Origin of the sequence: Arthrobacter livingstonensis (assembly GCF_003219815.1) — a bacterium.
GTDB classification, from domain to species: domain Bacteria; phylum Actinomycetota; class Actinomycetes; order Actinomycetales; family Micrococcaceae; genus Specibacter; species Specibacter livingstonensis.
Window position 1 is genome coordinate 1 of the sequence record NZ_QJVD01000028.1, and the last position, 23,487, is coordinate 23,487.

Annotated in this window: 23 protein-coding genes and 1 pseudogene; 16 read left to right on the forward strand and 8 right to left on the reverse strand. The window is 65.8% G+C overall.

The window, feature by feature from the left end; genetic code table 11:
• Positions 1–173 precede the first annotated feature (173 nt).
• On the reverse strand, positions 174–518 hold the full coding sequence (locus tag CVV68_RS18995; protein WP_110502574.1) for a VOC family protein: 345 nt from the start codon (positions 516–518) through the stop codon (positions 174–176).
• A 220-nt stretch (positions 519–738) separates the two neighbouring features.
• Here CVV68_RS18995 and CVV68_RS19000 point away from each other — a divergent pair, with 220 nt between their 5' ends.
• From CVV68_RS19000 to CVV68_RS19010, 3 genes are all read left to right on the forward strand, one after another.
• Positions 739–1,812 (forward strand): alkene reductase, encoded by a 1,074-nt coding sequence (locus tag CVV68_RS19000; RefSeq protein ID WP_110502575.1) that lies wholly within the window; start codon positions 739–741, stop codon positions 1,810–1,812.
• Positions 1,813–1,978: 166 nt separating this feature from the next.
• Positions 1,979–3,001, forward strand: coding sequence for an isopenicillin N synthase family dioxygenase (locus tag CVV68_RS19005; RefSeq protein WP_110502576.1), 1,023 nt, complete (start codon positions 1,979–1,981; stop codon positions 2,999–3,001).
• 6 nt (positions 3,002–3,007) lie between these two features.
• Positions 3,008–3,649, forward strand: a complete 642-nt coding sequence (locus CVV68_RS19010; protein ID WP_110502577.1) for a DUF1684 domain-containing protein — start codon at positions 3,008–3,010, stop codon at positions 3,647–3,649.
• Between the two features lie 36 nt (positions 3,650–3,685).
• Here the strand turns inward: CVV68_RS19010 and CVV68_RS19015 are convergent, their stop codons facing one another.
• Positions 3,686–4,594 (reverse strand): alpha/beta hydrolase, encoded by a 909-nt coding sequence (locus CVV68_RS19015; protein WP_110502611.1) that lies wholly within the window; start codon positions 4,592–4,594, stop codon positions 3,686–3,688.
• 211 nt (positions 4,595–4,805) lie between these two features.
• Between CVV68_RS19015 and CVV68_RS19020 the strand changes: the two genes are divergently transcribed.
• The gene (locus tag CVV68_RS19020) at positions 4,806–5,519 is read left to right on the forward strand and encodes an SDR family NAD(P)-dependent oxidoreductase (protein WP_110502578.1); all 714 of its coding nucleotides are present in this window, start codon (positions 4,806–4,808) and stop codon (positions 5,517–5,519) included.
• Here CVV68_RS19020 and CVV68_RS19025 read toward each other — a convergent pair.
• From CVV68_RS19025 to CVV68_RS19035, 3 genes are read right to left on the reverse strand one after another with little or no spacing between them, the layout of a single operon-like run.
• On the reverse strand, positions 5,516–7,099 hold the full coding sequence (locus tag CVV68_RS19025) for a phytoene desaturase family protein (protein ID WP_110502579.1): 1,584 nt from the start codon (positions 7,097–7,099) through the stop codon (positions 5,516–5,518). The two genes, CVV68_RS19020 and CVV68_RS19025, sit on opposite strands and share 4 nt — an antisense overlap.
• A gap of 4 nt (positions 7,100–7,103) precedes the next feature.
• Complete coding sequence (locus CVV68_RS19030; RefSeq protein WP_245933658.1) at positions 7,104–7,637, reverse strand: HAD domain-containing protein; 534 nt, start codon at positions 7,635–7,637, stop codon at positions 7,104–7,106.
• A 13-nt stretch (positions 7,638–7,650) separates the two neighbouring features.
• Positions 7,651–7,944 carry a DUF503 domain-containing protein gene (locus CVV68_RS19035; RefSeq protein ID WP_110502581.1) on the reverse strand — a complete coding sequence of 98 codons (294 nt, stop codon included), beginning with the start codon at positions 7,942–7,944 and terminating at the stop codon, positions 7,651–7,653.
• A 101-nt stretch (positions 7,945–8,045) separates the two neighbouring features.
• On the opposite strand from CVV68_RS19035, the gene CVV68_RS19040 reads away from it, so the two are divergent.
• From CVV68_RS19040 to CVV68_RS19070, 7 genes are all read left to right on the forward strand, one after another.
• Positions 8,046–8,930 (forward strand): AAA family ATPase, encoded by an 885-nt coding sequence (locus CVV68_RS19040; protein WP_110502582.1) that lies wholly within the window; start codon positions 8,046–8,048, stop codon positions 8,928–8,930.
• 3 nt (positions 8,931–8,933) lie between these two features.
• Entirely contained in the window at positions 8,934–10,040 is a 1,107-nt protein-coding gene (locus tag CVV68_RS19045; protein ID WP_245933659.1) for a vWA domain-containing protein, read from the forward strand.
• Positions 10,033–11,199: an XdhC family protein gene (locus CVV68_RS19050; RefSeq protein WP_110502583.1), complete on the forward strand. Its 1,167-nt coding sequence runs from the start codon at positions 10,033–10,035 to the stop codon at positions 11,197–11,199. Before CVV68_RS19045 ends, CVV68_RS19050 begins: the two co-directional genes overlap by 8 nt.
• Positions 11,200–11,288: 89 nt before the next feature.
• On the forward strand, positions 11,289–11,819 hold the full coding sequence (locus CVV68_RS19055) for a (2Fe-2S)-binding protein (protein ID WP_110502584.1): 531 nt from the start codon (positions 11,289–11,291) through the stop codon (positions 11,817–11,819).
• Positions 11,816–14,218: a xanthine dehydrogenase family protein molybdopterin-binding subunit gene (locus tag CVV68_RS19060; protein ID WP_110502585.1), complete on the forward strand. Its 2,403-nt coding sequence runs from the start codon at positions 11,816–11,818 to the stop codon at positions 14,216–14,218. The genes CVV68_RS19055 and CVV68_RS19060 overlap by 4 nt, the downstream gene beginning before the upstream one ends.
• On the forward strand, positions 14,215–15,078 hold the full coding sequence (locus tag CVV68_RS19065; protein ID WP_110502586.1) for an FAD binding domain-containing protein: 864 nt from the start codon (positions 14,215–14,217) through the stop codon (positions 15,076–15,078). Before CVV68_RS19060 ends, CVV68_RS19065 begins: the two co-directional genes overlap by 4 nt.
• A gap of 20 nt (positions 15,079–15,098) precedes the next feature.
• A complete protein-coding gene (locus tag CVV68_RS19070; protein ID WP_110502587.1) occupies positions 15,099–15,830 on the forward strand; it encodes an SRPBCC family protein in 732 nt (243 codons plus the stop codon).
• Between the two features lie 289 nt (positions 15,831–16,119).
• Here the strand turns inward: CVV68_RS19070 and CVV68_RS19075 are convergent, their stop codons facing one another.
• Both CVV68_RS19075 and CVV68_RS19080 read right to left on the reverse strand, forming a co-directional pair.
• Positions 16,120–17,670 (reverse strand): flotillin family protein, encoded by a 1,551-nt coding sequence (locus CVV68_RS19075; RefSeq protein ID WP_245933660.1) that lies wholly within the window; start codon positions 17,668–17,670, stop codon positions 16,120–16,122.
• Between the two features lie 227 nt (positions 17,671–17,897).
• A complete protein-coding gene (locus CVV68_RS19080; protein WP_110502588.1) occupies positions 17,898–18,362 on the reverse strand; it encodes a GatB/YqeY domain-containing protein in 465 nt (154 codons plus the stop codon).
• Between the two features lie 329 nt (positions 18,363–18,691).
• On the opposite strand from CVV68_RS19080, the gene CVV68_RS19085 reads away from it, so the two are divergent.
• Positions 18,692–19,183 (forward strand): FBP domain-containing protein, encoded by a 492-nt coding sequence (locus CVV68_RS19085; RefSeq protein ID WP_110502589.1) that lies wholly within the window; start codon positions 18,692–18,694, stop codon positions 19,181–19,183.
• 82 nt (positions 19,184–19,265) lie between these two features.
• Here the strand turns inward: CVV68_RS19085 and CVV68_RS19090 are convergent, their stop codons facing one another.
• Complete coding sequence (locus CVV68_RS19090; protein ID WP_438502659.1) at positions 19,266–20,816, reverse strand: sugar porter family MFS transporter; 1,551 nt, start codon at positions 20,814–20,816, stop codon at positions 19,266–19,268.
• Positions 20,817–21,176: 360 nt separating this feature from the next.
• On the opposite strand from CVV68_RS19090, the pseudogene CVV68_RS24780 reads away from it, so the two are divergent.
• The 4 genes and pseudogenes from CVV68_RS24780 to CVV68_RS23275 form a co-directional block, all read left to right on the forward strand.
• A pseudogene (locus CVV68_RS24780) lies at positions 21,177–21,329 on the forward strand (cation efflux transmembrane domain-containing protein); the annotation flags it as partial.
• A 200-nt stretch (positions 21,330–21,529) separates the two neighbouring features.
• Entirely contained in the window at positions 21,530–21,886 is a 357-nt protein-coding gene (locus CVV68_RS24785; protein WP_306415708.1) for a cation efflux transmembrane domain-containing protein, read from the forward strand.
• A 264-nt stretch (positions 21,887–22,150) separates the two neighbouring features.
• Positions 22,151–22,303 carry a PCC domain-containing protein gene (locus CVV68_RS23985; protein WP_211320915.1) on the forward strand — a complete coding sequence of 51 codons (153 nt, stop codon included), beginning with the start codon at positions 22,151–22,153 and terminating at the stop codon, positions 22,301–22,303.
• Positions 22,304–22,947: 644 nt separating this feature from the next.
• Positions 22,948–23,487 (forward strand): hypothetical protein, encoded by a 540-nt coding sequence (locus CVV68_RS23275; protein ID WP_146238963.1) that lies wholly within the window; start codon positions 22,948–22,950, stop codon positions 23,485–23,487.

A 23,487-nucleotide genomic window follows, 5' to 3' on the forward strand; every position in this document is an offset into this window, starting at 1 on the left:
CCCACCGGCCGCACCTACCTCGACACCCAAGACGAACCCGCCCCCTTCTAAAACGCACCACACCCCGAAGCGCCAGGCCTTGCGGCGTGGCTGGGCCGGCCCCATGAGGCGTCCAGTAAGTATCCGGTTTGCTCCGGTCGCTCCGTCCCCAACCTTGGCGAACCGGATTCACATTAGGCGTCCTTGGGACGCCAGACGCCGAAGCGGTTTCCCTGCGGGTCAAGCAGGTGGGCGAATTCGATGGCCCCGTTGTCCACGACGGGGACGGCGATGGAGGCACCCAATGCCACCGCCTTCTCAACGCTCGTCCCGACATCGTCGACTTGGACGTAGAAGATGGCCCAGTTCCCGGCACCCATGGCCGTGGTGTCCCACAATCCGCCGCGATCGCCGTCCACCATGCTGTAGCCGACGGCGGAGGGCTGGCCGACGGGCCAGTCAAACATTCCCGAATAGAATGCCTTGGAGGCCGCGGGGTCGGGGGTTCCGATTTCAAAGTAGTTGACGTTATTGGACATGACGCTCCTTCGGGGCAAACAGGGCAAGGCCCTGTCGTGGTTGGTTTCAGCTTCACCCCGCCGGGTTCTCCGCGCAAGAGTTCCGCGCCAGTTTCCTCGCAGGTTTCCGAGTTGCGGCGGGCGGACCCTCCGGCGGGAATAGCATCAGCCCCGCCGCGCGTTGTCGCAAGCAGAGTGACACCAGCCGCAACACCACACGCAACACCGTGAAAGAAGACCCATGAACCTGTTTTCCCCCGTAACCCTTGGTGAACTTGAACTGCCCAACCGAATCGTGATGGCCCCCCTCACCCGTTCGCGTTCGGGCACCGATGGCGTTCCGGGAGAGGATGTCGTCGAGTACTACCGCCAGCGGGCCTCCATGGGCCTGCTCGTCAGCGAGGGCACATACCCGAGCTTTGCGGGCCAGGGCTTCGTACGCCAGCCCGGCCTCGTGACGGAAGAACAAATCGCCGGCTGGAAGCGTGTCACCGACGCGGTCCATGCCGCCGGGGGCCTCATCATCGCCCAGGTCATGCACGCCGGACGTGTCACCCATCCCGGCACCACGGGCGGTCGGGAGGTGGTGGCGCCCAGCGCCATCGCCATTGACGGGCTCACGCGCACCTACGACGGCAAGGCGCCCTTCACCGTGCCGCACGCACTGACCGCCGCGGAACTTCCCGGCGTAATCGAAGAGTTCGTCCACGGCTCGCGCAACGCCATTGCCGCCGGATTTGACGGAGTCGAACTCCACGGCGCCAATGGCTACCTGCTCCACGAGTTCCTGGCACCCTCCGCCAACCACCGAACCGACGTGTACGGCGGCACCGCCGAAAACCGCGCCCGCTTCGTCGTCGAGACCGTGGCGGCGGTGGCCGCCGCCATCGGGGCCGGCAGGACGTGGCTGCGCATCTCCCCCGAACACAATGTCCAGGGCGCGCTGGAAACCGACGCCGCAGACACACTTGCCACGTACCAGGCACTTGCCGACGGCATTGCCCCGCTGGGCCTGGGCGGACTGAGCATCCTGCACCAGGACCCGTCCGGATCTCTCGTCCAGGAACTGCGCGCGCGCTTTGGCGGACCGTTCCTGGTCAATACGGGCTTCAGCACGGTCACGACGCTGGAGGACGCGCTGGCCGTGGCAGGCAGCGGCTGGGCCGACGCCGTGGTGGTGGGGCGCCCCGCATTGGCCAACCCGGACCTGGCCCGCCGCTGGCGCGAGGGACTGCCCCTCAACGAGGCGGACCACACAACCTTCTACTCCGAAGGTACCAAGGGGTACACCGATTACCCGTTCTGGGAAAACTAACAGCGCCGTTCGGGCGATTCCTGCGTATAAAGTTCGACGGCGGCACCCTAGCAGGGGTCGCCGTCGAATAAGTGGATGCACACCTGCTCCGGCCTCGCAAATCCACGGCGCAACAAAGCGAAATATTCCTTCGCCATTTGGGCCAAACAAGGGGCACGCTGGATACATGAGCACAACACGCACATCAGTCCCGGTCCTGGATCTCTCCACTGCCCGCAATGCGGATGGGAACTTCAGTCCGGAATTCATCGATACGCTGCGGGACGCCGCACACAATGTGGGCTTCTTTCAGGTCACCAACTACGGTGCCGCTCCCGGCCAGGCCCAGGAGCTCCTGGACACGCTCGCCGGCTTCTTCCGCCTGCCGTTGGAGCAGCGCCTGGCGCTGGACAACCGCACCTCCGCCCAATTCCGCGGCTACACGCGGCTGGGCACCGAGATCACCCGCGGACGCGCGGACTCCCGCGAACAAATCGACTTCGGACCGGACCGCGAACCTTTGGCAGACGTGCCGGCGGACAAGCTTTTCCTGCGTCTGCAGGGCCGCAACCAATGGCCTGCCGGCTACCCGGAGCTGGAGCGCATCGCACAGCAGTGGGCAGCACTCATGTCCGGCATTGGCGCCGAACTGCTGGCCGGCATCGGCGTGGCCCTGGGTCTGCCGGAGGACTACTTTGCCGCCCCGTTTGCCGACACCCCGGCCTGGATGGGCAAGCTGGTCCACTATGTTGGCGGCCAGGTGCCCGAAGCCGGCACCCAGGGAGTGGGATCCCATGCTGACTACGGCTTTGTGACCCTGCTGCTGCAGGACCAGGTGGGCGGGCTGGAAGTGCAGCCACACGGCCAGGAGGACTGGATCGCCGTGGAGCCCCTCCCCGGCGCCCTGGTGGTGAACCTCGGCGAGATGCTCGAAGTTGCCACGAAGGGCTACCTGATGGCGACCATCCACCGCGTTACCGCTCCCGCTCCCGGCGCGGACCGCTACTCGGTGCCGTTCTTCTGGTCGCCGCGGCTGGACGCCGTGATCGGGACGGTGCCGCTGCCGGTTGAGCTGGCCGCAGGGGCCCGCGGCGTCACCGACGACCCCGACAACCCCATGCTCTCCTCCTACGGCGCGAACGTGCTCAAGGGCTGGGTCCGCGCCCACCCCCAGACGGCCGCCATCCACTACCCGGAACTGGGCGGATAGCGCACCGTGGAGCCGACAGCTGCAGCAGCTGCGGCAGTCATCGACTGGCGGCTGCGGACCTTTGAGCTGTACAGCCAGGTCCGCAGCACGGCCGCGAACGACGGCGCCGCCGCGGCCCATGCGCTTTGGGTGCGGGGACGCGACGAAATGTTCGCCACCCACCCGGCGTCTGCCCTGAATGCGGAGAAAAGGGCCCGCTTCACCGGCCTGTCCGTGGCCGCCTACGACCCGGCCTTCCGCTTTGAGTGCCTGCTCTCAGCCGCGGGCGCCGGGGAGGAGATGCTGGTACGCACCGGAACCGACGGCACAGTCCCGTTCGAACGCCTCGGCACCTTCGACGTTCCCGGCGTCGGCTCGCTGGCGGCATGGCAGCTGCGCAGTTACGGCGGTGGGATCTTTGTCCCCTTCCGTGATGCCACCTCGGGGAAGCCCGCCGGCAGCTACGGCGCCGGGCGCTACCTGTTGGACACCATCAAGGGTGCATACCTGGGGGGCGCCGGTGAAGCGTTCATCCTGGATTTCAATTTTGCCTACAACCCATCGTGTGCCTATGACGAGGCTTGGGCGTGCCCGCTGCCCGGGCCGGCCAACCGGCTGGCGGCGGAGATTCCCGCAGGGGAACGCTACCTGCCGGCGCTGGCCGACTGACTGTCTTTGACGACCTTCGTCGGTTCGGTGCCGGGTTTAAGCGGTCACCTTTTTGATGAATGACTGCAATCGGCCGTAAACCTCCTGTGATTCCGGGTAGCGGAAGTTCTGCTGCCACGTGTGCTCGGTGTTGGCGCTGTCCCAGCCGTAAATGAGTGAGTCCACGGGAACCCCGTGCTGGTCGAGGCTTTGGATGAAGTTCATGTTGGAGGAGTAGAAGAAGTCCCGCTCCGATGTCGTGATGAACACGGGCGGGCACCGGTTGTCGAGCCACTCGATGGGTGACATGTAATGGGACTCCTCACGCAGCCTGTGCTTCTCCTTCCCGCCTTCCTTTCCTTTGCCGTCGTGGGGCAGGAGCATGCGGATGAAGTTCAGGCTTAGTACAAAACCCTTGTCGAAGAACACCGAGAAATCAACGATGCTGCAATGCTGCACCAGCCCCTTGAGCGAGGCGATCGGCATTGCGGGGTGCAACGCATAGTGTTCGGCCAGTTCAGGGCGGAAGGTGGCCGCCGCGGTGAGCGCCGAAATCTGTCCACCTGCGGAGTCCCCGCCCAGGACAATCCGATGCGAGTCGCCGCCAAACTCACGAATGTGGGCATCGACCCAGCCAAGCGCTTCGTTGGCGTCCTCCAGGACCTGGCCCAAGTGAAAATGCGGCGCCATGCGGTAGTTCACGTTGACCACGACCAGGCCGAAGGCGGCCTGGCTGGCACAGTATTTTGTCAATGAGGCCTTGTCGCCGGAGGTCCACCCGCCGCCGTGAAAGTAGACGTACACCGGCAGCCAGGTCTCCGGCGTGCGGCCATCGGCCGGGGCGATGACGTCCAGCCGGTGCCAGCGGATATGGTCGCCGACGAAGTCAATGTCATACCAATGCCGCACCCCGGTGATGGGATCCACATTGAGATGCTGCAGTTCGCCCTTGCTGATCGTGTGCATGAACAAGCGCCAAACCCACACGGGGACCCGACGCAGTGCGCCCCTGGCGCGGCGGCCGGAGGCAAATGCGCTGCGGGAATCATCAGGGACCCGTTCACCCATACATCAACGTTAAGCCCGTGCACTGGGTTGCGACTGTGAAATTAGGGCGCCTCTTCGCATAACGCGCCGCCGGATCTATCGTTGGTTACACCACCACGAGGAGCATCCGATGATCGTTGAAGGCAGGATTGCGCTCATCACGGGCGCCTCAAGCGGCATCGGGCTCGCCCTGGCCCGTTTGCTGGCGGCCAAGGGTGCCACCACGGCACTTGCGGCACGGTCGGCTGGTAAACTGGAGCAGCTCGCCAGCGAGCTTGCCGGCTCCCTGGCGATACCCACTGACATGCGCGACGGCGATGCGGTCCGCCGGATGGTGGAGGTCACCTACAAGCACTGCGGGCGCATCGACATCCTGGTCAACAATGCGGGCCGCGCCATGCACACCGCGATCGCCCAGGCTGACCTGCAGGAGTACAGGTACCTGTTCAATCTCAACGTCGTCGGACCGCTGCAGGCGATGCAGTTGGTCGCCCCGCTGATGAAGAAGCACGGCGGAGGGGTGATTGTGAACGTCAGTTCGGGGACCACGCTGCGGACACTGCCGGGGGTTGGGCCGTATTCCTCCAGCAAGCATGCGTTGAACAACCTGAGCAAGGTGGCACGCATGGAATTGGCGGCCGACAACATCAGTGTCGCACTGGTCTATCCGTATGTCACCGCCACGAATTTTGGCGGCGGGGCCAACGCTCCGGGACCAGCCCGGCCCGGTGTGGTGCCGGACACGGCAGAGTATGCCGCCTCCCTGGTGCTCGAAGCGATCGAAACCGAACACGAGGGCACCTACGCCGCGAAAACCGCCGCATGGCTCACCCCTAAGTCCTAGCCCTCATCGTCGCCGGCCTGCTCCTCGAGGACCGCCATGGCGGCGTTGTGCCCGCCAATTCCGCTCACACCGCCGCCGCGGCGGGCGCCGGCGCCGCACAGGAAAATGCGTGGGTTGCCGGTGTCAACGCCCCAGCGCCGGGCGGGGGTGTCGCGCGGGGCGTCGTCTTCAAGAAATGGCCACTGCAGGGGGCCGTGGAAGATGTTGCCGCCGGGCATGTTCAGCGCACGTTCCAGGTCCATGGTCGTTTTGCTTTCAATGCAGGGGGCGCCACCGGCATCCCTGAGCAACAGCTCTTCAATGGGCTCGGCCAGGACCGAGTTCAGGGACGCCAGCACGGCGTCCTGGAGCCGTTCCCGGAGAACAGCATCGTTTCCCTCGGTGACCCACCGGTGAGGGGTGTGAAGCCCAAAGACCGTCAGGGTCTGCGCTCCGGAGGCGGCGAGTGCCGGCGAGAGGATGCTGGGATCGGTCAGCGAATGGCAGTAGACCTCGCACGGCAGAGGGGCCGGGATGCTGCCGCCGGCGGCGTCGCGGTAGGAGCCTTCCAAGTGGCCGTAACCCTCGTTGATGTGGAAGGTCCCGCCGAAGGCGGCCGCAGCCGATATCGTTTCGTCCCGCAGCCGCGGAAGACGGCGCAGCAGCAGGTTGACCTTGATCTGGGCACCTTCCGGCCGTGGCGCGCCGTCGTCCGCTACGCCTATCAGTTCCCGGAGCACCGCGGGCGCCACATTGGCCAAAACGTGGCGTCCGGTGACCACAACCTCGGTTCCGCCGGAACGATACCGGACCCCGCCGTCGTCCGTCACCCCTGTCACCAGCGCACCGGTCAGCAGCTGCGCGCCGGCGTCGCGGGCGGCCCGCTCGAGTTCGGCGGTGACGGCGCCCATGCCGCCAATGGGGATGTCCCAATCCCCGGTTTCGTTGCCGATGACGTGGTAGAGGAAACAGCGGTTGGCCGCCAGGGAAGGATCGTCCAGTGAGGTGAAGGTGCCGATCAGCGCGTCGGTGGCGACGACCCCGCGCACCACGTCGTTGCTGAAGCGGGCGGTGACGGACCGGCCCACGGGCTGCTCGATGAATTCGTCCCACAGGGCATCATCCTCGAGCAGGCGGCGCGCCTCGGAGCGCGTGGGCAGAGGCTCGCAGACGGTCGGGAAAATGGCCCTCGCGAGGCGTGCGGTGTCGGAGTAAAAGCCGGCCATGGCATCAAAATCGGCAGCCGCGCCCAGGCGGGCGAAAGAGGCCCGGCTGGCCTCCGGGTCGCCATGGTCGACCAGCAGGCCGGCGGCGCCGCCGCCGGGGTCCGGCGTGTAGGAGGAGTAACGGCGCCGGACCAGTTTGAGGTCCAGGCCCAGCTCCTTGATGATGCGCTGTGGCAGCAGGCTGACAAGGTAGGCGTAGCGGGACAGCCGGGCGTCCACGCCATCGAACGCGGTGGCGGAAACCGCCGCGCCGCCGAGGTGGCCGTCCCGTTCCAGCACCAGCACGCTCTTTCCGGCGCGGGCCAGGTATGCTGCCGCGGTCAGCCCGTTGTGCCCGCCGCCAACAATGACGACGTCGTGGGTGGTGTGGATCATGGGTTCACCTTTCGCCGTGCTGCCATTGCTCCGTCGGACCGGAGTCCAGGAATGCCTTGATGCTGAGGATGTCCGTGAGGGAAATGCCCCGCCGGGGATCCGGGGAGACGCCCAGAATGCGCCGGCCCAGGATGGTCATCCATGCACCTGCCCTGTCTTCGGAGTCGAGTTGGTCGTCAATCCACACAATACGTTCCGGGCTGTGCTTTTCGATGTCCCGCTGGATGGCATCAAGCTTCCACCATTCATAACCGCCGGCCTGGTCGCCAGAGCTGAGCACGGGCCATTTCCGCCCGTCCAGGCCGATGGCCCGGCACAGGTATTTGGGGGCAAGTTCCTCCCAACTGGTCAGCCACACACAACGCACCCCCGCACAGCCGGACAGATCGTTCAGTTCGCCCACGAGCTCTGCGGCGTACTTGACCTCCATCAGGCCGACGCCGGCATACTGCCAGGCGGTGCCCCAATCCGTGGTCCCCACCGGGCCGAACGGGCAGACGACGCCGTCCACGTCCAGGTAGAGCGAGATGCTCTTCACGATGTGCCCCATTTCAGTCGTCGCTGGTTATTGTCCGACGCCGCGCACTGAGCAGGTCGACGCCGGGACGGCGGGCAACATGGTTTTCGACGGCGTCGAGCACGTCAACGATGTGGGCGCGGTCGGCGGCCACCAGGGCGGCGCCAACGACGGCGCGCCGGTGCAGGTCGTGGAGGTCCACCTCGGCGATGGAAACGCCGAAGCGTTGGTGGACGTCGGCAAGCACGGGGCGCAGCACGGACCGCTTTTCCTTCAGCGAATGAACGTCCCCGAACAAAAGATCAAATTCAATCCAGCCAATCCACATGCCTCCATCGTCCTCCCGGAAACGCCGTGTTGCCAACGGAACGCCCCCTCACAGGGGTGGATCTTGCCCGCCATCCCCGCCGATGGCCCTATGCTGGTGCCATGACGAAGACGTCGATCCCCTCAGCCGCCACCCTGGGGGACATGCTGGCCTCCACCGGCTACCTGGCCGACGAGGGCCTGTCCACCATCGGCTACCTGGCCCTGAGCATGGAGCGGCCGCTGCTGCTCGAAGGCGAGCCGGGCACGGGCAAGACGTCCCTGGCCGAGGCCCTGGCTGAGGCGTTCACGCTGCCGCTGATCCGGCTCCAGTGCTATGAAGGCATTGACGCGTCCCAAGCCCTGTACGACTGGGACTTTACGGCCCAAATCCTGCACCTGCGCAGCGTGGAGGCCGGCGGCGGCTCCGGGCTGAGCACTGCAGAGCTGGAAAGCACGCTTTACGACAAGCGCTTCCTGCTGGCCCGGCCCATACTTAAGGCGCTCCAGCTCAGTCCGGCCGTGCTGCTCATCGACGAGATCGACCGGGCCGACGACGAGTTTGAGGCTTTCCTGCTGGAGGTCCTGTCCACCTACCAGGTGTCCATCCCCGAGTTCGGCACGGTCAAGGCGGAAACCCCGCCCATTGTGGTGCTGACCTCCAACCGGACCCGCGACCTCCACGATGCGCTCAAGCGCCGCTGCCTCTATCACTGGATCGACCACCCGGGGCTGGCCCGCGAGGTGGAGATTGTGCGCTCGCGCCTCCCCCAGCTGCCGGCGCTGCTGGCCGAACAGGTGGTGCGCACCGTCCAGCAGATCCGCGCCACCGACGGCATCCTCAAGCCCCCGGGTGTCGCGGAGACGCTGGACTGGGCCCGCGCCATCCATCAGCTGGGACGCGCCGAGCTGGACCTGGCCTCCGCGGCCGCGAGCATTGGCGCCCTGTGCAAGTACCGCGAGGACACCGAACGGGTCTCCGCCGCCCTGGCGCGGATGCTGGGGTGAGCCGTGACAACTGTGGAACGACACAGCGCGGAGGAGATCCTGCTGGCCTTCGCGTCGGCCGTGCGCGCCGCCGGCGTCAAGGTGACGGCGGACCGGTCCCGCAGCTTTGTCGACGCCGTCGGACGGCTTGACCTCGGGCGCCGGCAGGACGTGTTTTGGGCCGGCCGGGCCACGCTGTGCGCCGCGCCGGAGGAGCTGGCCGCCTACCAGCGCGCCTTTGAGGCCTGGTTTGCCCCCGAGCATTCGACGGCGGCTGGCCGGGACACTGCTGCCACCACGGTCAGCGAGGCCTCCCTGGAGGACGGCCCCGGCTCCTCCGATGCGGCACAGGAAACGGTGCGGGCGGTGGCCAGCGGCCGCGAACTGCTCCGCCACCGCGACGTGGCCACGCTGGACGACGCCGATAAGGCCCTGCTGCGTCACATGTTTGGCGAACTGCGGGTCCGCCTGCCCACGCGTCCGGGCCGCCGCCGGAAGCTGAACCCGCACGGGGAGGTGGACCGGGTGCGCACCCTGCGCGAGCAACTGAGGCGCGGCGGCGAGCCGGGCCCGCTGCGCCGCGCCCGGGCCCCGCGCAAGCTGCGCAGGATTGTCTGGCTCATCGATGTCTCCGGCTCCATGTCCCCCTATGCCGACAGCCTGCTGCGGCTGGCCCACCGGGTGGTGGCGGAGGCCCCCCGCCAGGTTGAGGTTTTCACCTTGGGCACCCGGCTGACCAGGGTGACCGGCGCGCTGCGGCTGCCCGACGCCGAATACGCGCTCGCCCAGGCGGGCCGGACCGTGCCGGACTGGTCCGGCGGCACGCGGCTCGGGGAAGTCCTTCGGGCGTTCAACGACCGCTGGGGGCAGCGCGCGGTGGCGAGGGGCGCCGTCGTCGTCATTGCCAGCGACGGCTGGGAGCGTGGGGACCCCGAACTCCTGGGCCGGCAGGTGGAACGCCTCCACCACGTGGCACGGGGAATCATCTGGTCCAACCCGCACCGCGACAAGCAGGGCTACCAGCCGGTGCAGCAGGGAATCAAGGCCGTACTGCCGCACGTTGATTACTTTGTGGGGGGCCATTCAATGAGGTGCTTCGAGGAGTTGTTGGGCGTGGTATCCAATGCGTGAAGTGTTGAAGGATCTAAGCGCCGCCGTTGCGGCGGGACACACGGTGGGGCTGGGCACGGTGGTGCGCACCTTCCGCTCGGCACCGCGGCCGGCGGGTGCCGCCATGATGGTCGACGCCGACGGCCGGGCGGTGGGCTCCGTCTCGGGCGGCTGTGTGGAGGGTGCGCTGTACGAGCTCGCCACCCATGTCGTGGCGGATGGCACGCCCGTGCTGCAACGCTACGGCATCAGCGACAACGACGCCTTTGAGGTGGGCCTGACGTGCGGCGGCATCCTTGACGTCTTTGTGGAAGCCGTTTCGCGGGAGACGTTCCCGGGGCTCCAAAGGGTGGCCGACGACGTCGACGCCGGTGTGCCCGTGGCCGTTGTCACCGTCATTGAGCACCCGGACCCGGCCTGGCTGGGACGGCATCTGGTGGTGCACCCGGACGGTTTCAGCGGCTCCCTGGGCACCGAACGCGCCGACCACGCGGTCAGCGACGACGTCAAGGGACTGCTGGCAGCCGGCCGGAACACAACGCTGATGTACGGCCCGGACGGTGAGCGGCGCGGTGACGGCATGCGCGTGTTTGTCGTCAGCTTTGCCCCGCAGCCGCGCATGCTCGTGTTTGGCGCCATCGACTTTGCCGCTGCTGTGGCCAGGCAGGGCAGCTTCCTGGGCTACCGGGTCACGGTCTGCGACGCCAGGGCGGTGTTCGCCACCAAGGCTCGCTTCCCGGTGGCCGACGAGGTGGTGGTGGAGTGGCCGCACCGGTACCTGCAGGCCCAGCTCGACGCCGGCCACATTGACCCCCGCACGGTGATCTGCGTGCTCACGCACGACCCCAAGTTTGATGTGCCCCTGCTGGAGGTGGCGCTGCGCCACGACGTTGCGTACGTCGGTGCCATGGGGTCGCGCAAAACCCACGACGACCGCATGGAGCGGCTGCGGGAGGCGGGATTGACCGACGTCGAGCTTGACAAGCTTTCAAGTCCCATCGGCCTGGACCTGGGCTCGCGCACGCCGGAGGAAACGGCCGTTTCGATAGCCGCGGAGATCATTGCGTTGCAGTGGGGCGGCAAGGGCAGGCGGCTGAGCCACATGGACGTGCGAATCCACCACGAACCCCTGACCGACGGGGCCCGTGACGACCCGGTGGTGGATTCGACAGCACCCTAACTTAATCCCCCACCGTGATGTAACGTGGCACACATCGGGGCTGGAGCCGGGCTGTCGTGCACGTCTCCACAATGAAAAAGGAGATCTCAATGGCGAGTTCCAAAACCATCACGGTCGAAGTTGACGACGTCAGTTACACCGACGACGTCGAACCAAGACTTTTGCTGGTCCAGTACCTCCGCGAGCGGCTCGGCAAAACCGGCACGCTGATTGGCTGCGACACCACCAACTGCGGCGCCTGCACGGTCCACCTGGACGGTGTGAGCGTGAAATCGTGCACCATGCTGGCCGTTCAGGCGGACGGCCACAAGGTCACCACCATCGAGGGCATGGCCACGGACGGCTTGCTCGCCCCACTCCAGGAAGCCTTCCACCAGTGCCATGCACTGCAGTGCGGCTTTTGCACCCCCGGAATGATCATGCAGTCGGCCTCGCTGCTGACGGAAAACCCGCACCCCAACGAGCAGGAGATCCGGGACGGCCTGGAAGGCAACCTCTGCCGCTGCACCGGCTACCAAAACATTGTGGCCGCCGTGAAGAGCGTGGCAGACGGCACCGTGTACGGTGACTCCGGCGTTTCCACCACTGTGGACGACGCGGAGACGGCGGGTGTGTCATGACGGCCACCACGGAAGTCGGCGGCCCCGGAGCAGGCCGCGCCGAAGTTGGCAAAGCCAGATTGCGCAAGGAGGACCGCCACCTGATCACAGGCCGCTCGCGCTTCACTGACAACATGGTCCTGCCCGGCATGCTGCACCTGGCCATGGTGCGCAGCCCGTATGCGCACGCGAAGATCACCGCCATTGACGTCTCGGCCGCGAAGGCTTCCCCCGGCGTCATGGCCGTGCTCACCGGTGCGGACGTGGCCGCCGAGCAGGGCAGCCTGCCCAACGCCTGGCCCATCACGCCGGACCAAAAGGCCCCTGCCCACGGAGCCATCGCCGTCGAGGAGGTCGCGTTTGCCGGCGAGGTGGTGGCCGTGATTGTGGCGCGCACCCCGGCGGCGGCGCGCGACGCCGTCGAACTGGTGGACGTCAGCTACGACGAACTGCCGGTGGTCATGGACCTGGAGGAGGCGTTCACGGACAAGGTGCTGGCGCACTCCAGCCTGGAGTCCAACAAGTCGGCCACCTGGGTGTTTGATTCGGCCGAGGCCGGCACAGGCAGCTCCGTGCAGGAGGCCATCGACAACGCCGAGGTCCTCATCGAGCGCACGTTCTACCAGCAGCGCCTCATCCCGGCGTTCATGGAGCCGCGGTCAACGGTGGTCGACCCGACCGGCGAACAAATCACCGTGTGGACCTCGACGCAGATTCCGCACATCCTGCGGCTGATGCTGGCCCTGACGCTGGGCATCCCCGAAAGCAAGGTTCGCGTGATCGCCCCGGATGTGGGCGGCGGATTTGGCGGCAAGCTCCAGGTGACGCCGGAGGAAGCCATCACCGTCCTGGCGGCCCGGCGCACCGGCAAGCCCTGCAAATACACCGAGACCCGCAGCGAATCCCTGCAGGCCGGCCACCACGGCCGGGCGCAGGTGCAGCGGTTGAAGCTCTCGGCCACCCGGGACGGAACCGTCACCGGACTGTCCGTGAACCTGCTGGCCGACATGGGCGCCTACCTGGGCCTGGTCACCTCCGGCATCCCGATCCTTGGGGCGTTCATGTACAACTCCATCTACAAGTTCCCAGCGTACCGTTTTGAATGCAACAACGTGTTCACGAACAAAACATGGACGGACGCCTACCGCGGCGCCGGCCGGCCGGAGGCCACCTTCGCCATTGAGCGGCTGATGGACGAGCTGGCCACCGAACTGGGCATGGACCCGCTGGCGGTCCGGGAGAAGAATTGGATCCGGCACGAGGAATTCCCGTTTGCCACCGTGGCCGGCCTGGAATACGACACCGGCAACTACGAGGCGGCAACGTCGAAGGCCGTGGAGCTCTTCGACTATCAGGGGCTGCGGGCCGAACAAAAGCGGCGGCGCGAGTCCAACGACCCCATCCAGCTGGGAATCGGCGTTTCCACGTTCACCGAAATGTGCGGCCTGGCCCCGTCCCGCGTGTTGGGCTCGCTCAGCTACGGCGCCGGCGGCTGGGAACACGCCCAGGTGCGCGTGCTCCCCACCGGCAACATTGAGGTGGTCACGGGTTCCTCCGCGCACGGGCAGGGACATGAGACTGCCTGGAGCCAGCTGGTCGCGGACCGGCTCGGTGTGCCCTTTGAAAACGTCGAGGTCCTGCACGGGGACACCCAGATCTCCCAGCGGGGACTGGACACCTATGGCTCGCGCTCGCTGACGGTGGGCGGCATGGCCGTGCTGGCCGCGGCGGACAAGGTCATTGAAAAGGCGAAGGTGGTGGCCGCGCACATGATGGAGGCCAGTGAGGAGGACATCGAGTTCACCGCCGGCAGCTTCAGTGTCAAGGGCACCGATACGTCCACGTCCCTCGGCGAGATTGCACTGGCCACCTTTGCCGCCCACAACCTGCCGGACGGCTTCGAGCCCAACCTGGACTCAGACGCCACCTTCGACCCGGTGAACTTTTCCTACCCGCACGGCACCCACCTGGCCGCCATGGAGGTGGACACGGAGACGGGGCGGGTGAGCATCCGCAAGTACGTCTGCGTGGACGACGTCGGGGTGGTGGTCAACCCGATGCTCGTGGAGGGACAGGTGCACGGCGGACTGGCCCAGGGCATCGCGCAGGCCCTGTACGAGGAAGCCGTGTACGACGATGCGGGCACGCTGGTCACGGGATCGTTTGTGGACTACCTGGTCCCCGGCGCCCCGGATCTGCCGCACTACATCACGGCCCGCACTGAGACCCCGGCGACCAGCAACCAGCTCGGCGCCAAGGGCGTCGGCGAGGCGGGCACCATCGCCTCCACCCCGGCCATTGTCAACGGCATCCTGGACGCCGTGCGGCACCTCGGCGTGAAGGACATCAAGATGCCGTGCACGCCCTCGCGCGTATGGCATGCACTACAAGCTGCCCAGACCACCGGAGGTGTGCAATGATTCCGAGCGCATTTGACTACGCCGCGCCCACCACGGTCGAGGAGGCACTGGGCCTGCTGGCCGCCGCCGACTCCGCCGGTGACGACGTCAAGGTACTGGCCGGTGGCCAGAGCCTGCTGCCGGTCATGAAGCTGCGCATGGCCGATCCCTCCATGGTGGTTGACCTGGGCCGGATCACGGGGCTTTCCGGTGTCACGGACGACGGCGATTCGCTCACCATTGGTGCCATGACACCGCACCATGTGGTTGCCAGCGATCCGCTGATTGCCCGGCACCTGCCGCTGCTGGCGAAGGCCGCGGCCACGGTGGCCGATCCCCAGGTGCGGCACCGCGGCACCTTCGGTGGCGCGCTGGTCCATGCCGATCCGGCCGGGGACATGCCCGCTCCCGTCCTGGCCATGGGTGCCACCTTGGTGATTGCCGGTCCGAACGGGGAACGCAGCGTGGATGCCGCTGACTTCTTTCAGGGCTACTTCACCACCGCCGTGCGCGAGGGCGAGATCCTCACGCGCATCCGGGTGCCGAAGTTCACGGGCTGGGGTGCGCACTACGAAAAGTTCACCCGCGTGTCCCAACAGTGGTCCATCGTGGGCATTGCCGCGATGGTCCGGGTGGAGGGCGGCACCATTGCCGAGGCCAGGCTGGGGCTGACCAACATGGCCAGCACTCCCCTGCGGGCCACCGCAGTGGAGCAGGCGCTGGCCGGCGCCGCGTTGACGGCGGAGGCCATTGCCGCTGCCTGCCTGCACGCAGCGGAGGGCACCGAGCCTGCCAGCGACTTGAACGGTGATGCCGAGTACCGGCGGCATCTCGCCCAGGTGCTCGCCAAGCGTGCGGTCCTTGCGGCCGCAGGCCTGTAGCGGGATCGGGGAAGGCAGCAATGGAACTCAAACATCACTTCAGCGTCCCCAGCCCCCTGGCGGACACGTGGCATTCCTTCAACCAGTTGGAGGAAATCGCCCCGTGCTTCCCGGGCGCGGTCCTCACCTCCGTGGACGGCGACTCGTTCACCGGCACAGTCAAGGTCAAACTCGGACCCATTGCCATGATGTACGCCGGCACGGGCGAATTCCTCTCCCGCGATGAGGACACACACACGGTGGTCATCCACGCGACGGGAAAGGACAAGCGCGGCAACGGCACGGCCGGAGCCACCGTCACCGCCAGGCTGTCCGCCGACGGCGACGGCACCACCGTGGACGTGACCACCGACATGAACATCACCGGCAAACCGGCGCAGTTTGGCCGCGGCGTCATTCAAGACATCTCCGACAAGCTGCTCGAACAGTTTGTGCAGTGCGTGATCGACAAGGCCGGCGCCGGGCCGGAGCCCGCGGTGGTAGAGCCGGCGGTGGTAGAGACCGGTACACCTGCGGCCGGGGCCGGGCCGACGGTGGCCGGGCCCACGGCGCCCGAGCCTGCCGGGGCCCCGGTACCCAAGCCGGCGGCAAAGCACCTGCCTACTGCCGCCCCCGCGGCGGAACTGGACCTTGGCTCGGCCATGTGGCCGGTCCTGGCCAAGCGGTTTGCACCCGCCGCGCTCGCCATTGTGGGAGCCATCGTGGTGGCCCTCTGCCTCCGCAAGCGGAAACGGAAGCGGCGCCGCAGGTAAACGCCGCAGGTAACCAGGGACAGCTAAAAGCCCCGCGGGAACCGGCACAACACGAGGGGCACCGCCAATTCCGGCGGCGCCCCTCGTGCCAGCCCGCCGGATGCCCGGACTACTGGCGAAACGCTTTGGCACCGCAGCCTTGGGCGTGGTGGCCGCTATCTGCCGGTTGCGTGCCTGTGCCGCCGGCGCTTCCAGCCAGTCAAGCCCAACAACCAGTCAAGCCCAACAACCAAACGGCGGCGGACCACCAACAGGTGGGCCGCCGCCGTCGTTCCTTGCCGGTGGTGGACTAGCTCACGGAATCCAGGGATTCCGGCGCGTGGCCATTTTCGGCACCGGCAGTGTGGTTCGGCTCCGCCGCAGCGGCCGGCGAATCCTTGGCAATGCCCTGCAGCAGGCTGATGATGTCCAGTCCCGTGGAGTCCTTGATCAACTGCGTGGTCTGCTGCACGCCGTTGGAGACGTTCCTGCTCAGCTGGCTGGCGCCGTCGTTGGAGACCACCGTCATGTTCTTGATGGCGGACATCGGGGCGGCCACCTCGCGGGCCATGGCGGGCAGCACCTCGAGGACCTTGCTGAGGATGGCGGCCTCGTTGAACTTCTCGTAGGCTTCCGCCTGTGCGGCGATGCCGGCGGCCTCGGCCACAGCCTTGGCTTCCGTGGACTGGGCCTCGGCCTGGCCCAGCGACTTGATGACGGCAGCCTCGGCATTGCCCCTGGCCATGTTCGCCGCGGCGTCCGCCTCGGCGGCCACGCGGTCACCCTCGGCCGTGAGCTTGCGCTTGGCCAGCTCCACGGTGGCCTCAATCTCCGCAGCCTCCGAGGCCCGGCGCCGCTCCTCCAGCTTGGCATCTGCCTGCTGGATGAGGCGGTACTTTTCCGCGTCGGCGGGCTTGCGGACTTCGGTGTCCAGTTCCTTTTCGCGCAGTTCGGCGCGGCGCAGGGCCACCTGCTGGTCGCGGATGATCACCTGCTCATTTTGCTCCGCGGCGGCGAGCGGGCCGGCGGCATCGGCGCGGGCCTGGCGGGCGTCGGCCACTTCCTTCAGCTCCGCCCGTTTGATGATCAGCTGCTGCTGGGCCAGGGCCACCTGCTCGTCGGCAATCGCCTTGGCCTGCTCCGCCTCCTGCAGCGACTGGGCTTCGGCAATCTTGGCCCGCTTTTCGGCCATTGCCGCCTCGGGGCGGCCCAGGTTGTCGAGATAGCCGGAGAAGTCGTCCACGGACTGGATCTGGAAGGTGTCGATGACCAGGCCCTGGTTGTGCATGGAGTGTTCGGCCTCCTCCTTCACACTCTTGGCAAAGGTGGCACGGTCCTTGATGATCGATTCCACGGTCAGGGTGCCCACAATGGAACGCAATGAACCGGACAGGGTTTCCTGCGTGTAGTGGTCGATGGCTTCCTGCTGGTTAAGGAAGCGCTGGGCGGCCTTGCGCACGGAATCCGCGTCGCCGCCCACCTTGACCTGGGCCACGCCGGTCAGGTGCAGCTTGATCCCGTTCTGGGAGATGCCTTCAATCTTCAGCGACACCTGGCGTGAGGCGAGCGAGAGCGGGTAGGCGCGCTGCGTGAACGGGTTGATGAAGATCCGGCCGAAGACCACACGCTGCGTGTTCGGGTCGGGCTGGCTTTTGTTGTCCTTGGAGGAAATGACCAGCGCCTGGTCGGGGCTGGCTATATGCAGGGCCATTCGGGAGATGACGGCGGCGATGGCCAGCAGCACAACCAGTGCGGCCAGCCCGATGAACACGGGGATGAGAGTGAGGATCATGAGGCCCTTCAAACATTCGAAGATGGTCTTTTTCGGCAGCAGTTCTCCTGCAACCACGGCGGCGGGCATGTCCTGTGCCGCCTATGAATGATCCTACGGAAGTTCCACGAAATCTCCACTTGGTGGACTAAATGGTGCGCGGGCTGCACGCACGTGGGGCGGTGGCGGAGTGCCAACGCCCAAACACCGCACGGACGAGGTCAGGCTGGCCCAGTCCTGCGATGTCGGGCTCATCGACATGCACGCAGGGGACAACGTCAACACTCCCCCGGCAATTGGCACCGCACGGGCCGGGGCTAGGAAAGACGCTTGCGGACCATGTCGGAGACCGCCTTGCCGTCAAAACGGCCGGCGATCTTCGCCGTGATGGGTTTCATCGCCAACCCCATCTGCCGCATGGATAGTGGACCCTGCGCGGATTCAAGGTCCGTAATGGCCCCGTTGACTATTGCCTCGGCCTCCCCGGCTGTCAGCGGCTGGGGCAGATAGGCCTCGATGACCTCGGCCTCGGCGATCTCCGCCGACGCGCGGCCGGGCTCACCCGCCCCGGTGTAGATGACCGCCGTGTCGCGACGCTTGGCAGCTTCCTTTTGCAACAAGCTGATGGTCTGAGCATCGTCGAGTTCCACCGGAGTCTTGCCCGACTTTTCCCGGGTCTCAATCTCTCCCAGGACGTTGCGCACGGTAGCCAGCGCGGTCTTGTTGCCGGCCTTCATGTGGGCCACGACGTCGGATTTTAGCTGTTGCTTCAGCGTGGACATGGGATTCCTTTGGTAGGCGCTTGAAGGTGGGTTGGCCACCGCTCACCAGCAATTATCCCCCGCCGGCACTGATTACTGGCGGGTGTAGGCTGTCTTGCGTGTGTTCACTTAACCCTTGCACGGTGCCCGCGGGGCGTTCGGAGGTTGTCGGCGTCTTATTCGCCGACGCCAGATAGCGCTGTCCCCCTTTGGTGATTTTCCCGCGCCGCCATCCGGCGCGCCCACACCCGCCCGGGGTCCAAACCACCGGCGCGGGTTCGACCACCCAAAAGACACCGCCCGGCCCTGTAACGGACCGGGCGACAGGACAGACAAGGCTCACCCGCACCATGCACGCACTGACTGAACAACAAATTCGAGACTCCCTCATCAACGCCTCCCGCCGCGAGCGAACCGCACTGACCCTGCCCGCGGGCTTCGACACGCTGCCCTGGGACGCACTGGACTTTCTGGGTTGGCGCGATGCCAAGTTTCCCCAGGTTGGCTACGTGGTCCGCGAGTCCAAGGGCACCACGGAGGGCGTCATGCTCCGTCAGGTCGACGGGCGGACCCGCTCCCGGCCGCAATGCGCCTGGTGCGAGGACGTGCTCCTGCCCAACGACGTGGTGTATTTCAACGCCAAGCGCGCCGGCAAGGCGGGCCGGAACGGCAACACCGTCAGCACGCTCGTGTGTGCAAGTTTTGAATGCTCGGCCAACGTCCGCAGCCTGCCGCCCCTTCCGTACCCGGGCTTCGATCTGGAAACCGGCCGGCAGCGGCGGATCGCGGCGCTGCAGGAAAACATTGGCAATTTTGTGCAGCGGGTCACCGACGAGGACTAGCCCCGCCGGCAGCTTTCCCACGCGGAATGGGTTTCGACCCCATCCCGCGTGGGAGCCGGCAGGCTGCGGCCGGACCCCGGGCCTAACGGCGCGTGAGCTTTGACTTGTCCTCAAGTTCCAGTCCGCTGACTTCCGGCAGCAAGGCTTTCACGAACCAGAATGACAAGGCGGCGAAGAAGGCGAATCCGGCGTAGACGAAGCCCAGGCCGACTGCGTGGCTCATGATGGGGAACAGCAGGGTGACGAGGAAATTGAAGATCCAGTTGAATGCTGTCGCCACGCCCAGGGCGATCCCGCGCATCTTGTTGGGGAACACCTCGCCCAGGACCACCCACATGACCGGCCCCCAGGTCGCCGCGAAGCAGATCACGAACAGGTTTGCCCCGAGCAACGCAATGGGCCCCCACGGCGCCGGCAAGGTGATGTTGGTTCCCGAACCACTCGCCTGGGCAAAGGAAATGGCGGCAGCCACCAGACCGATGAACATGCCGACGGATCCGGCCAGGAGAAGCTTCTTCCGGCCCACGCGGTCGACGAAGAAGATGGCCACCAACGTCAGCAGAACGTTGATGGTGGCCGTGAAGACTGAAGTGGTGAAGGAGTCCTGCTGGCTAAAGCCGACGGACTGCCACAACGTGGTTGAGTAGTAGAAGATCGCGTTGATGCCCACGAGCTGCTGGAACGCCGCCATGCCTATGCCGATCCACAGTATGGGCTGCAGGCCGAAGGCGTGGCCCCGCAGGTCCCGGTAAGTGGAACGGCGTTCGCTCTCAATGCTCTCCTCAATGTCCTTGTACCGTTGTTCGGGGTCTGCGGCGCCCGTGACATTGGCAATCACGGCCAGCGCTTCCTCCTTCCGACCGCGTCGAATGAGGTACTGGGGAGATTCCGGAATGCGCAGCGACAGGATTCCGTACACGACGGCCGGAATAACGCCGACAAGCAGCATCCACCGCCAGGCGTCCAATCCCCACCACAGTTGTGAGTCGGCTCCTCCTGCAAATCTGGCCATGCCCGCGTCGGAGAGCAATGCCAGAAAGATGCCGAGTGTGATGGCCAGCTGTTGCAGGGAACTAAGCCCGCCGCGAAGGCGGGCCGGCGCTATCTCGCCTATATAGGCTGGGGCGATCACGGACGCGATCCCAATGGCCAGCCCGCCGATGATGCGCCAGGCCATCAGGTCCCAAACGGCGAACGCAAACCCGGACCCGATCGAGCTGATCACAAAAAGGCACGCGGCGAGCACCATTACCGGCCGGCGGCCCCAAACGTCGGCCAGCTGCCCGGCAAACCAGGCACCAACGGTACAGCCGAGCAAGGTAATGGCAATCGTGAAACCGAGGATCGCCGGATCCAACGAGAACGTTGACTGGATGGAATTCACGGCCCCGTTGATGACAGAGGTGTCGAATCCGAACAAAAGCCCACCCAAGGCAGCCGCTACCGTCGCGGCATAAACCTTGCGGCGCGCTGATCGGGCCCCCGCACTGTTGGCAGGGAGATCCCCCGGACCGGAATCGTCGTTTGATTGAGCTTCACTGGGCTTGTGCGTGGTCATTGACCTACCGGCTTCCAGGCCCGGCCGGCCAGTGAGCGCATATTGGCGAAGCCGGGCCATTCCTCCGGCCAACATCGTTTCGGCCCTTGGCCGCCCACATGACCGGCGCCTGGCAATGTTCCGGGTGCGGCATGGTGGCCTCCAATGACCAACCCATAAATTCATTGTGCGCTTCTGCAGTGAACACGGCAACGGCTCGAAGAGTAAGTCAGCCTAGGGGCGGGCGCCGGGTGGACGTGGTGCGGTGCAGGTCCCATCATCAACCATCCACCCAATATTGCACGGCACTCGAAGCCGCGGAGAGAAACCGCGTGAAATGGGGCACTTCCATGTCCTTGTGCTTCGGGGCACAATGAAATGGCGGTCCGCACCGCTGGACTGTCCCGAATTCCACCAGGAGGCTGCCGTAATTTCCACCCGCAGTGCCAACGCCCGATGAAAGGGCCGGCATCGACGTCGTTCACGGTGGTCCTTGCCTTCAGCGTCAATCTCTTGGTGGCCCTGGCAAAGACAGCCGCGGCGTTGATCACGGGCTCCGCATCGATGATGGCAGAGGTGGCGCACTCGTGGGCGGACACGGGTAACCAGATTTTCCTCTTCGTCGCGGAGCGAAAATCGGTGAAACCCCGGGACGCCGCCCACCCATGGGATATGGCCGCGAAGCATACGTTTGGTCGATGTTTGCCGCTTTCGGACTGTTTACGGTGGGCTCGGTGGTTTCCATCATGCACGGCGCCCAACAACTCTTTTCACCGGAGCCCGCAGCCGACTTTGCCGTCGCCTAGGTGGTGCTCGCCGCCGCATTCATCCTGGAGGGCGTTTCATTCGCCCAGGCCCTGCGCCACGCCCGGGCGGACGCACGAAAACAGGACCGCCACGTCCTTGACCAGGTGCCGAACAGTTCAGACACCCCCACCCGGGCGGCCTTCAACGAAGACGGCACGGCGCTGATCGGCCTCGTGCTGGCCTTCCTGGGCATCCTCCTGCATCACCTGAACGGATCCCCCGTGCCCGACGCCGTCGGATCCATTTTGGTCGGCATCCTGCTGGGCATCGTAGCGGTGGTTTTGATCGAGAAGAATCGCCAGTTCCTCGTTGGACAGGCAGTGGCCCCGAGCTGCGAAGGACCGTGGCCCTGCGGCTGACGGAATACACGGAGGTGGCACGGGTAACCTACCTGCACCTCGAGTTTGTCGGCCCGCGCAAGCTGTACCTCGTGGCTGCGGTTCACATGACGAGCGACCAACCGGAATCCGATGTGACGAGCAACCTTTCGAACCATCGAACGACGTCTCGAGGAACACGAGGCTGTGGAAGAAGCCGTCCTGACCCTGCCCACCCCAGATGGACCGTCCCTGACGTTTTAGATCGTGCTTGAAACTGCACACCCAACCGAGGGAGAACAAAGCATGAAATCCACCCTGTTATTTGAGAACCACGGCCTGCGGTGTTTTCTGTTGGTCATGGACAAAGGAGACGAAGCCTACGAACAAATCAGCACCTTCGCCCGGAACAATGCCGTCACAGCGGCGAGTTTGACCGCCATCGGCGCGGCCGAGTGAGCCACTCTTGGCTACTTTGACCCGAAAACGAACAAATACCTCTTCACTGATTTTGACGAACAAATGAAACTGGCTCGTGTATTGGCGACATCGCGGACAACAACGGCACACCGGCACTCCACGCCCATATCGTACAGCCATTGCCGGACACCTTCAGAAACTGCACGTCTTCCCGACCGAAACGCCCGCCCACTTGCACAAGCGCATAGACCCGCACACCGGGTTGGCGTTGATCGATCTGCACAATTCAAACGGCGGTTGAGCAAGCGCACCTTGGCACATTTGGAGGCGACGGCCGGGTGCCGCGGAAGCGACAACGAGGTAAACTTTAAGTGATGTCCCAGACACCGGCAGACCGCCTCAGCCTGAGCTTTGGAGGGGCACACCACGATGATGTCCAGCAACGAAATACCGGCTCCACCCGCCCCGGCGGCTTGGTGGGGCCACTTAAGGCCGCTGATTGTCGGCACCTGCGCGGCCCGCCCCGAAATATACGAGGGGTCTGAGAACCCATGAACGGATATGGGCGCGCTTGGCTGTCCGTGTGGCGATCGGTCGCGGTGCTGGGGGCCTGTCTGGCGCTCTTCGCCTATCCGTTTGCTTCCACGGTAGCCCTTTGCTGCACTGGTGCCGCAGTGGGAGCCGTGGCTACGTACGCCGCGTACCCCGTGGCCGGCACTTCGTCGCTCACGCATGGCAAGCTGCACAGAGCGGCTGTCAATGCCCTGTCAGTCGGAGTTGCGCTACTGGCAGTCGCAGGACTCACCGTCGTCCTCCACGCATGGCTCTGGCTACTAGTCCTGCTGGCTGCAGCCACTTCCCCGTGGGTCATCAACCGGTTGCTCCAGCACGCAACATCCCGCCTACCGGCAGTTCCCCCCGCCTCCGAAACTGCCTGCCTGCCGGATATCCCCGTCGAGGCGGACGTCTTCGTCCCGACCGTCCGGGTCCTCGTCGAGGGCGATTTGTGCCGGGCCTGGCGCGGCAGCTATCAGTGGCTCGAGAGCACCCGCTCACCAGCACTCTCCGCTTATATCGTCGCCCTCCGTCAGGCATACCTGGATGAACTGGACCGTCGCGATCCTGTCGGTTTGCACGCTTGGCTCGATTCCTGTCCACGGCCGCGCGGAGGACCCGAAAAGTACCTCCATCACGGCACCGACGGCCACCACTTGCCTGCCTGA

Bases quoted from the DNA above. Each gene is read 5' to 3' on its own strand.
- CVV68_RS19060 (WP_110502585.1), top strand. From the start codon at position 11,816: ATGACGGCCACCACGGAAGTCGGCGGCCCCGGAGCAGGCCGCGCCGAA.
- CVV68_RS19055 (WP_110502584.1), top strand. From the start codon at position 11,289: ATGGCGAGTTCCAAAACCATCACGGTCGAAGTTGACGACGTCAGTTAC.
- CVV68_RS19075 (WP_245933660.1), bottom strand. From the start codon at position 17,670: ATGCCCGCCGCCGTGGTTGCAGGAGAACTGCTGCCGAAAAAGACCATC.
- CVV68_RS19040 (WP_110502582.1), top strand. From the start codon at position 8,046: ATGACGAAGACGTCGATCCCCTCAGCCGCCACCCTGGGGGACATGCTG.
- CVV68_RS19015 (WP_110502611.1), bottom strand. From the start codon at position 4,594: ATGCACACGATCAGCAAGGGCGAACTGCAGCATCTCAATGTGGATCCC.
- CVV68_RS19025 (WP_110502579.1), bottom strand. From the start codon at position 7,099: ATGATCCACACCACCCACGACGTCGTCATTGTTGGCGGCGGGCACAAC.
- CVV68_RS19065 (WP_110502586.1), top strand. From the start codon at position 14,215: ATGATTCCGAGCGCATTTGACTACGCCGCGCCCACCACGGTCGAGGAG.
- CVV68_RS19050 (WP_110502583.1), top strand. From the start codon at position 10,033: ATGCGTGAAGTGTTGAAGGATCTAAGCGCCGCCGTTGCGGCGGGACAC.
- CVV68_RS19070 (WP_110502587.1), top strand. From the start codon at position 15,099: ATGGAACTCAAACATCACTTCAGCGTCCCCAGCCCCCTGGCGGACACG.
- CVV68_RS19000 (WP_110502575.1), top strand. From the start codon at position 739: ATGAACCTGTTTTCCCCCGTAACCCTTGGTGAACTTGAACTGCCCAAC.
- CVV68_RS19085 (WP_110502589.1), top strand. From the start codon at position 18,692: ATGCACGCACTGACTGAACAACAAATTCGAGACTCCCTCATCAACGCC.
- CVV68_RS19035 (WP_110502581.1), bottom strand. From the start codon at position 7,944: ATGTGGATTGGCTGGATTGAATTTGATCTTTTGTTCGGGGACGTTCAT.
- CVV68_RS19080 (WP_110502588.1), bottom strand. From the start codon at position 18,362: ATGTCCACGCTGAAGCAACAGCTAAAATCCGACGTCGTGGCCCACATG.
- CVV68_RS23985 (WP_211320915.1), top strand. From the start codon at position 22,151: ATGAAATCCACCCTGTTATTTGAGAACCACGGCCTGCGGTGTTTTCTG.
- CVV68_RS19005 (WP_110502576.1), top strand. From the start codon at position 1,979: ATGAGCACAACACGCACATCAGTCCCGGTCCTGGATCTCTCCACTGCC.
- CVV68_RS19020 (WP_110502578.1), top strand. From the start codon at position 4,806: ATGATCGTTGAAGGCAGGATTGCGCTCATCACGGGCGCCTCAAGCGGC.
- CVV68_RS19090 (WP_438502659.1), bottom strand. From the start codon at position 20,816: ATGTTGGCCGGAGGAATGGCCCGGCTTCGCCAATATGCGCTCACTGGC.
- CVV68_RS18995 (WP_110502574.1), bottom strand. From the start codon at position 518: ATGTCCAATAACGTCAACTACTTTGAAATCGGAACCCCCGACCCCGCG.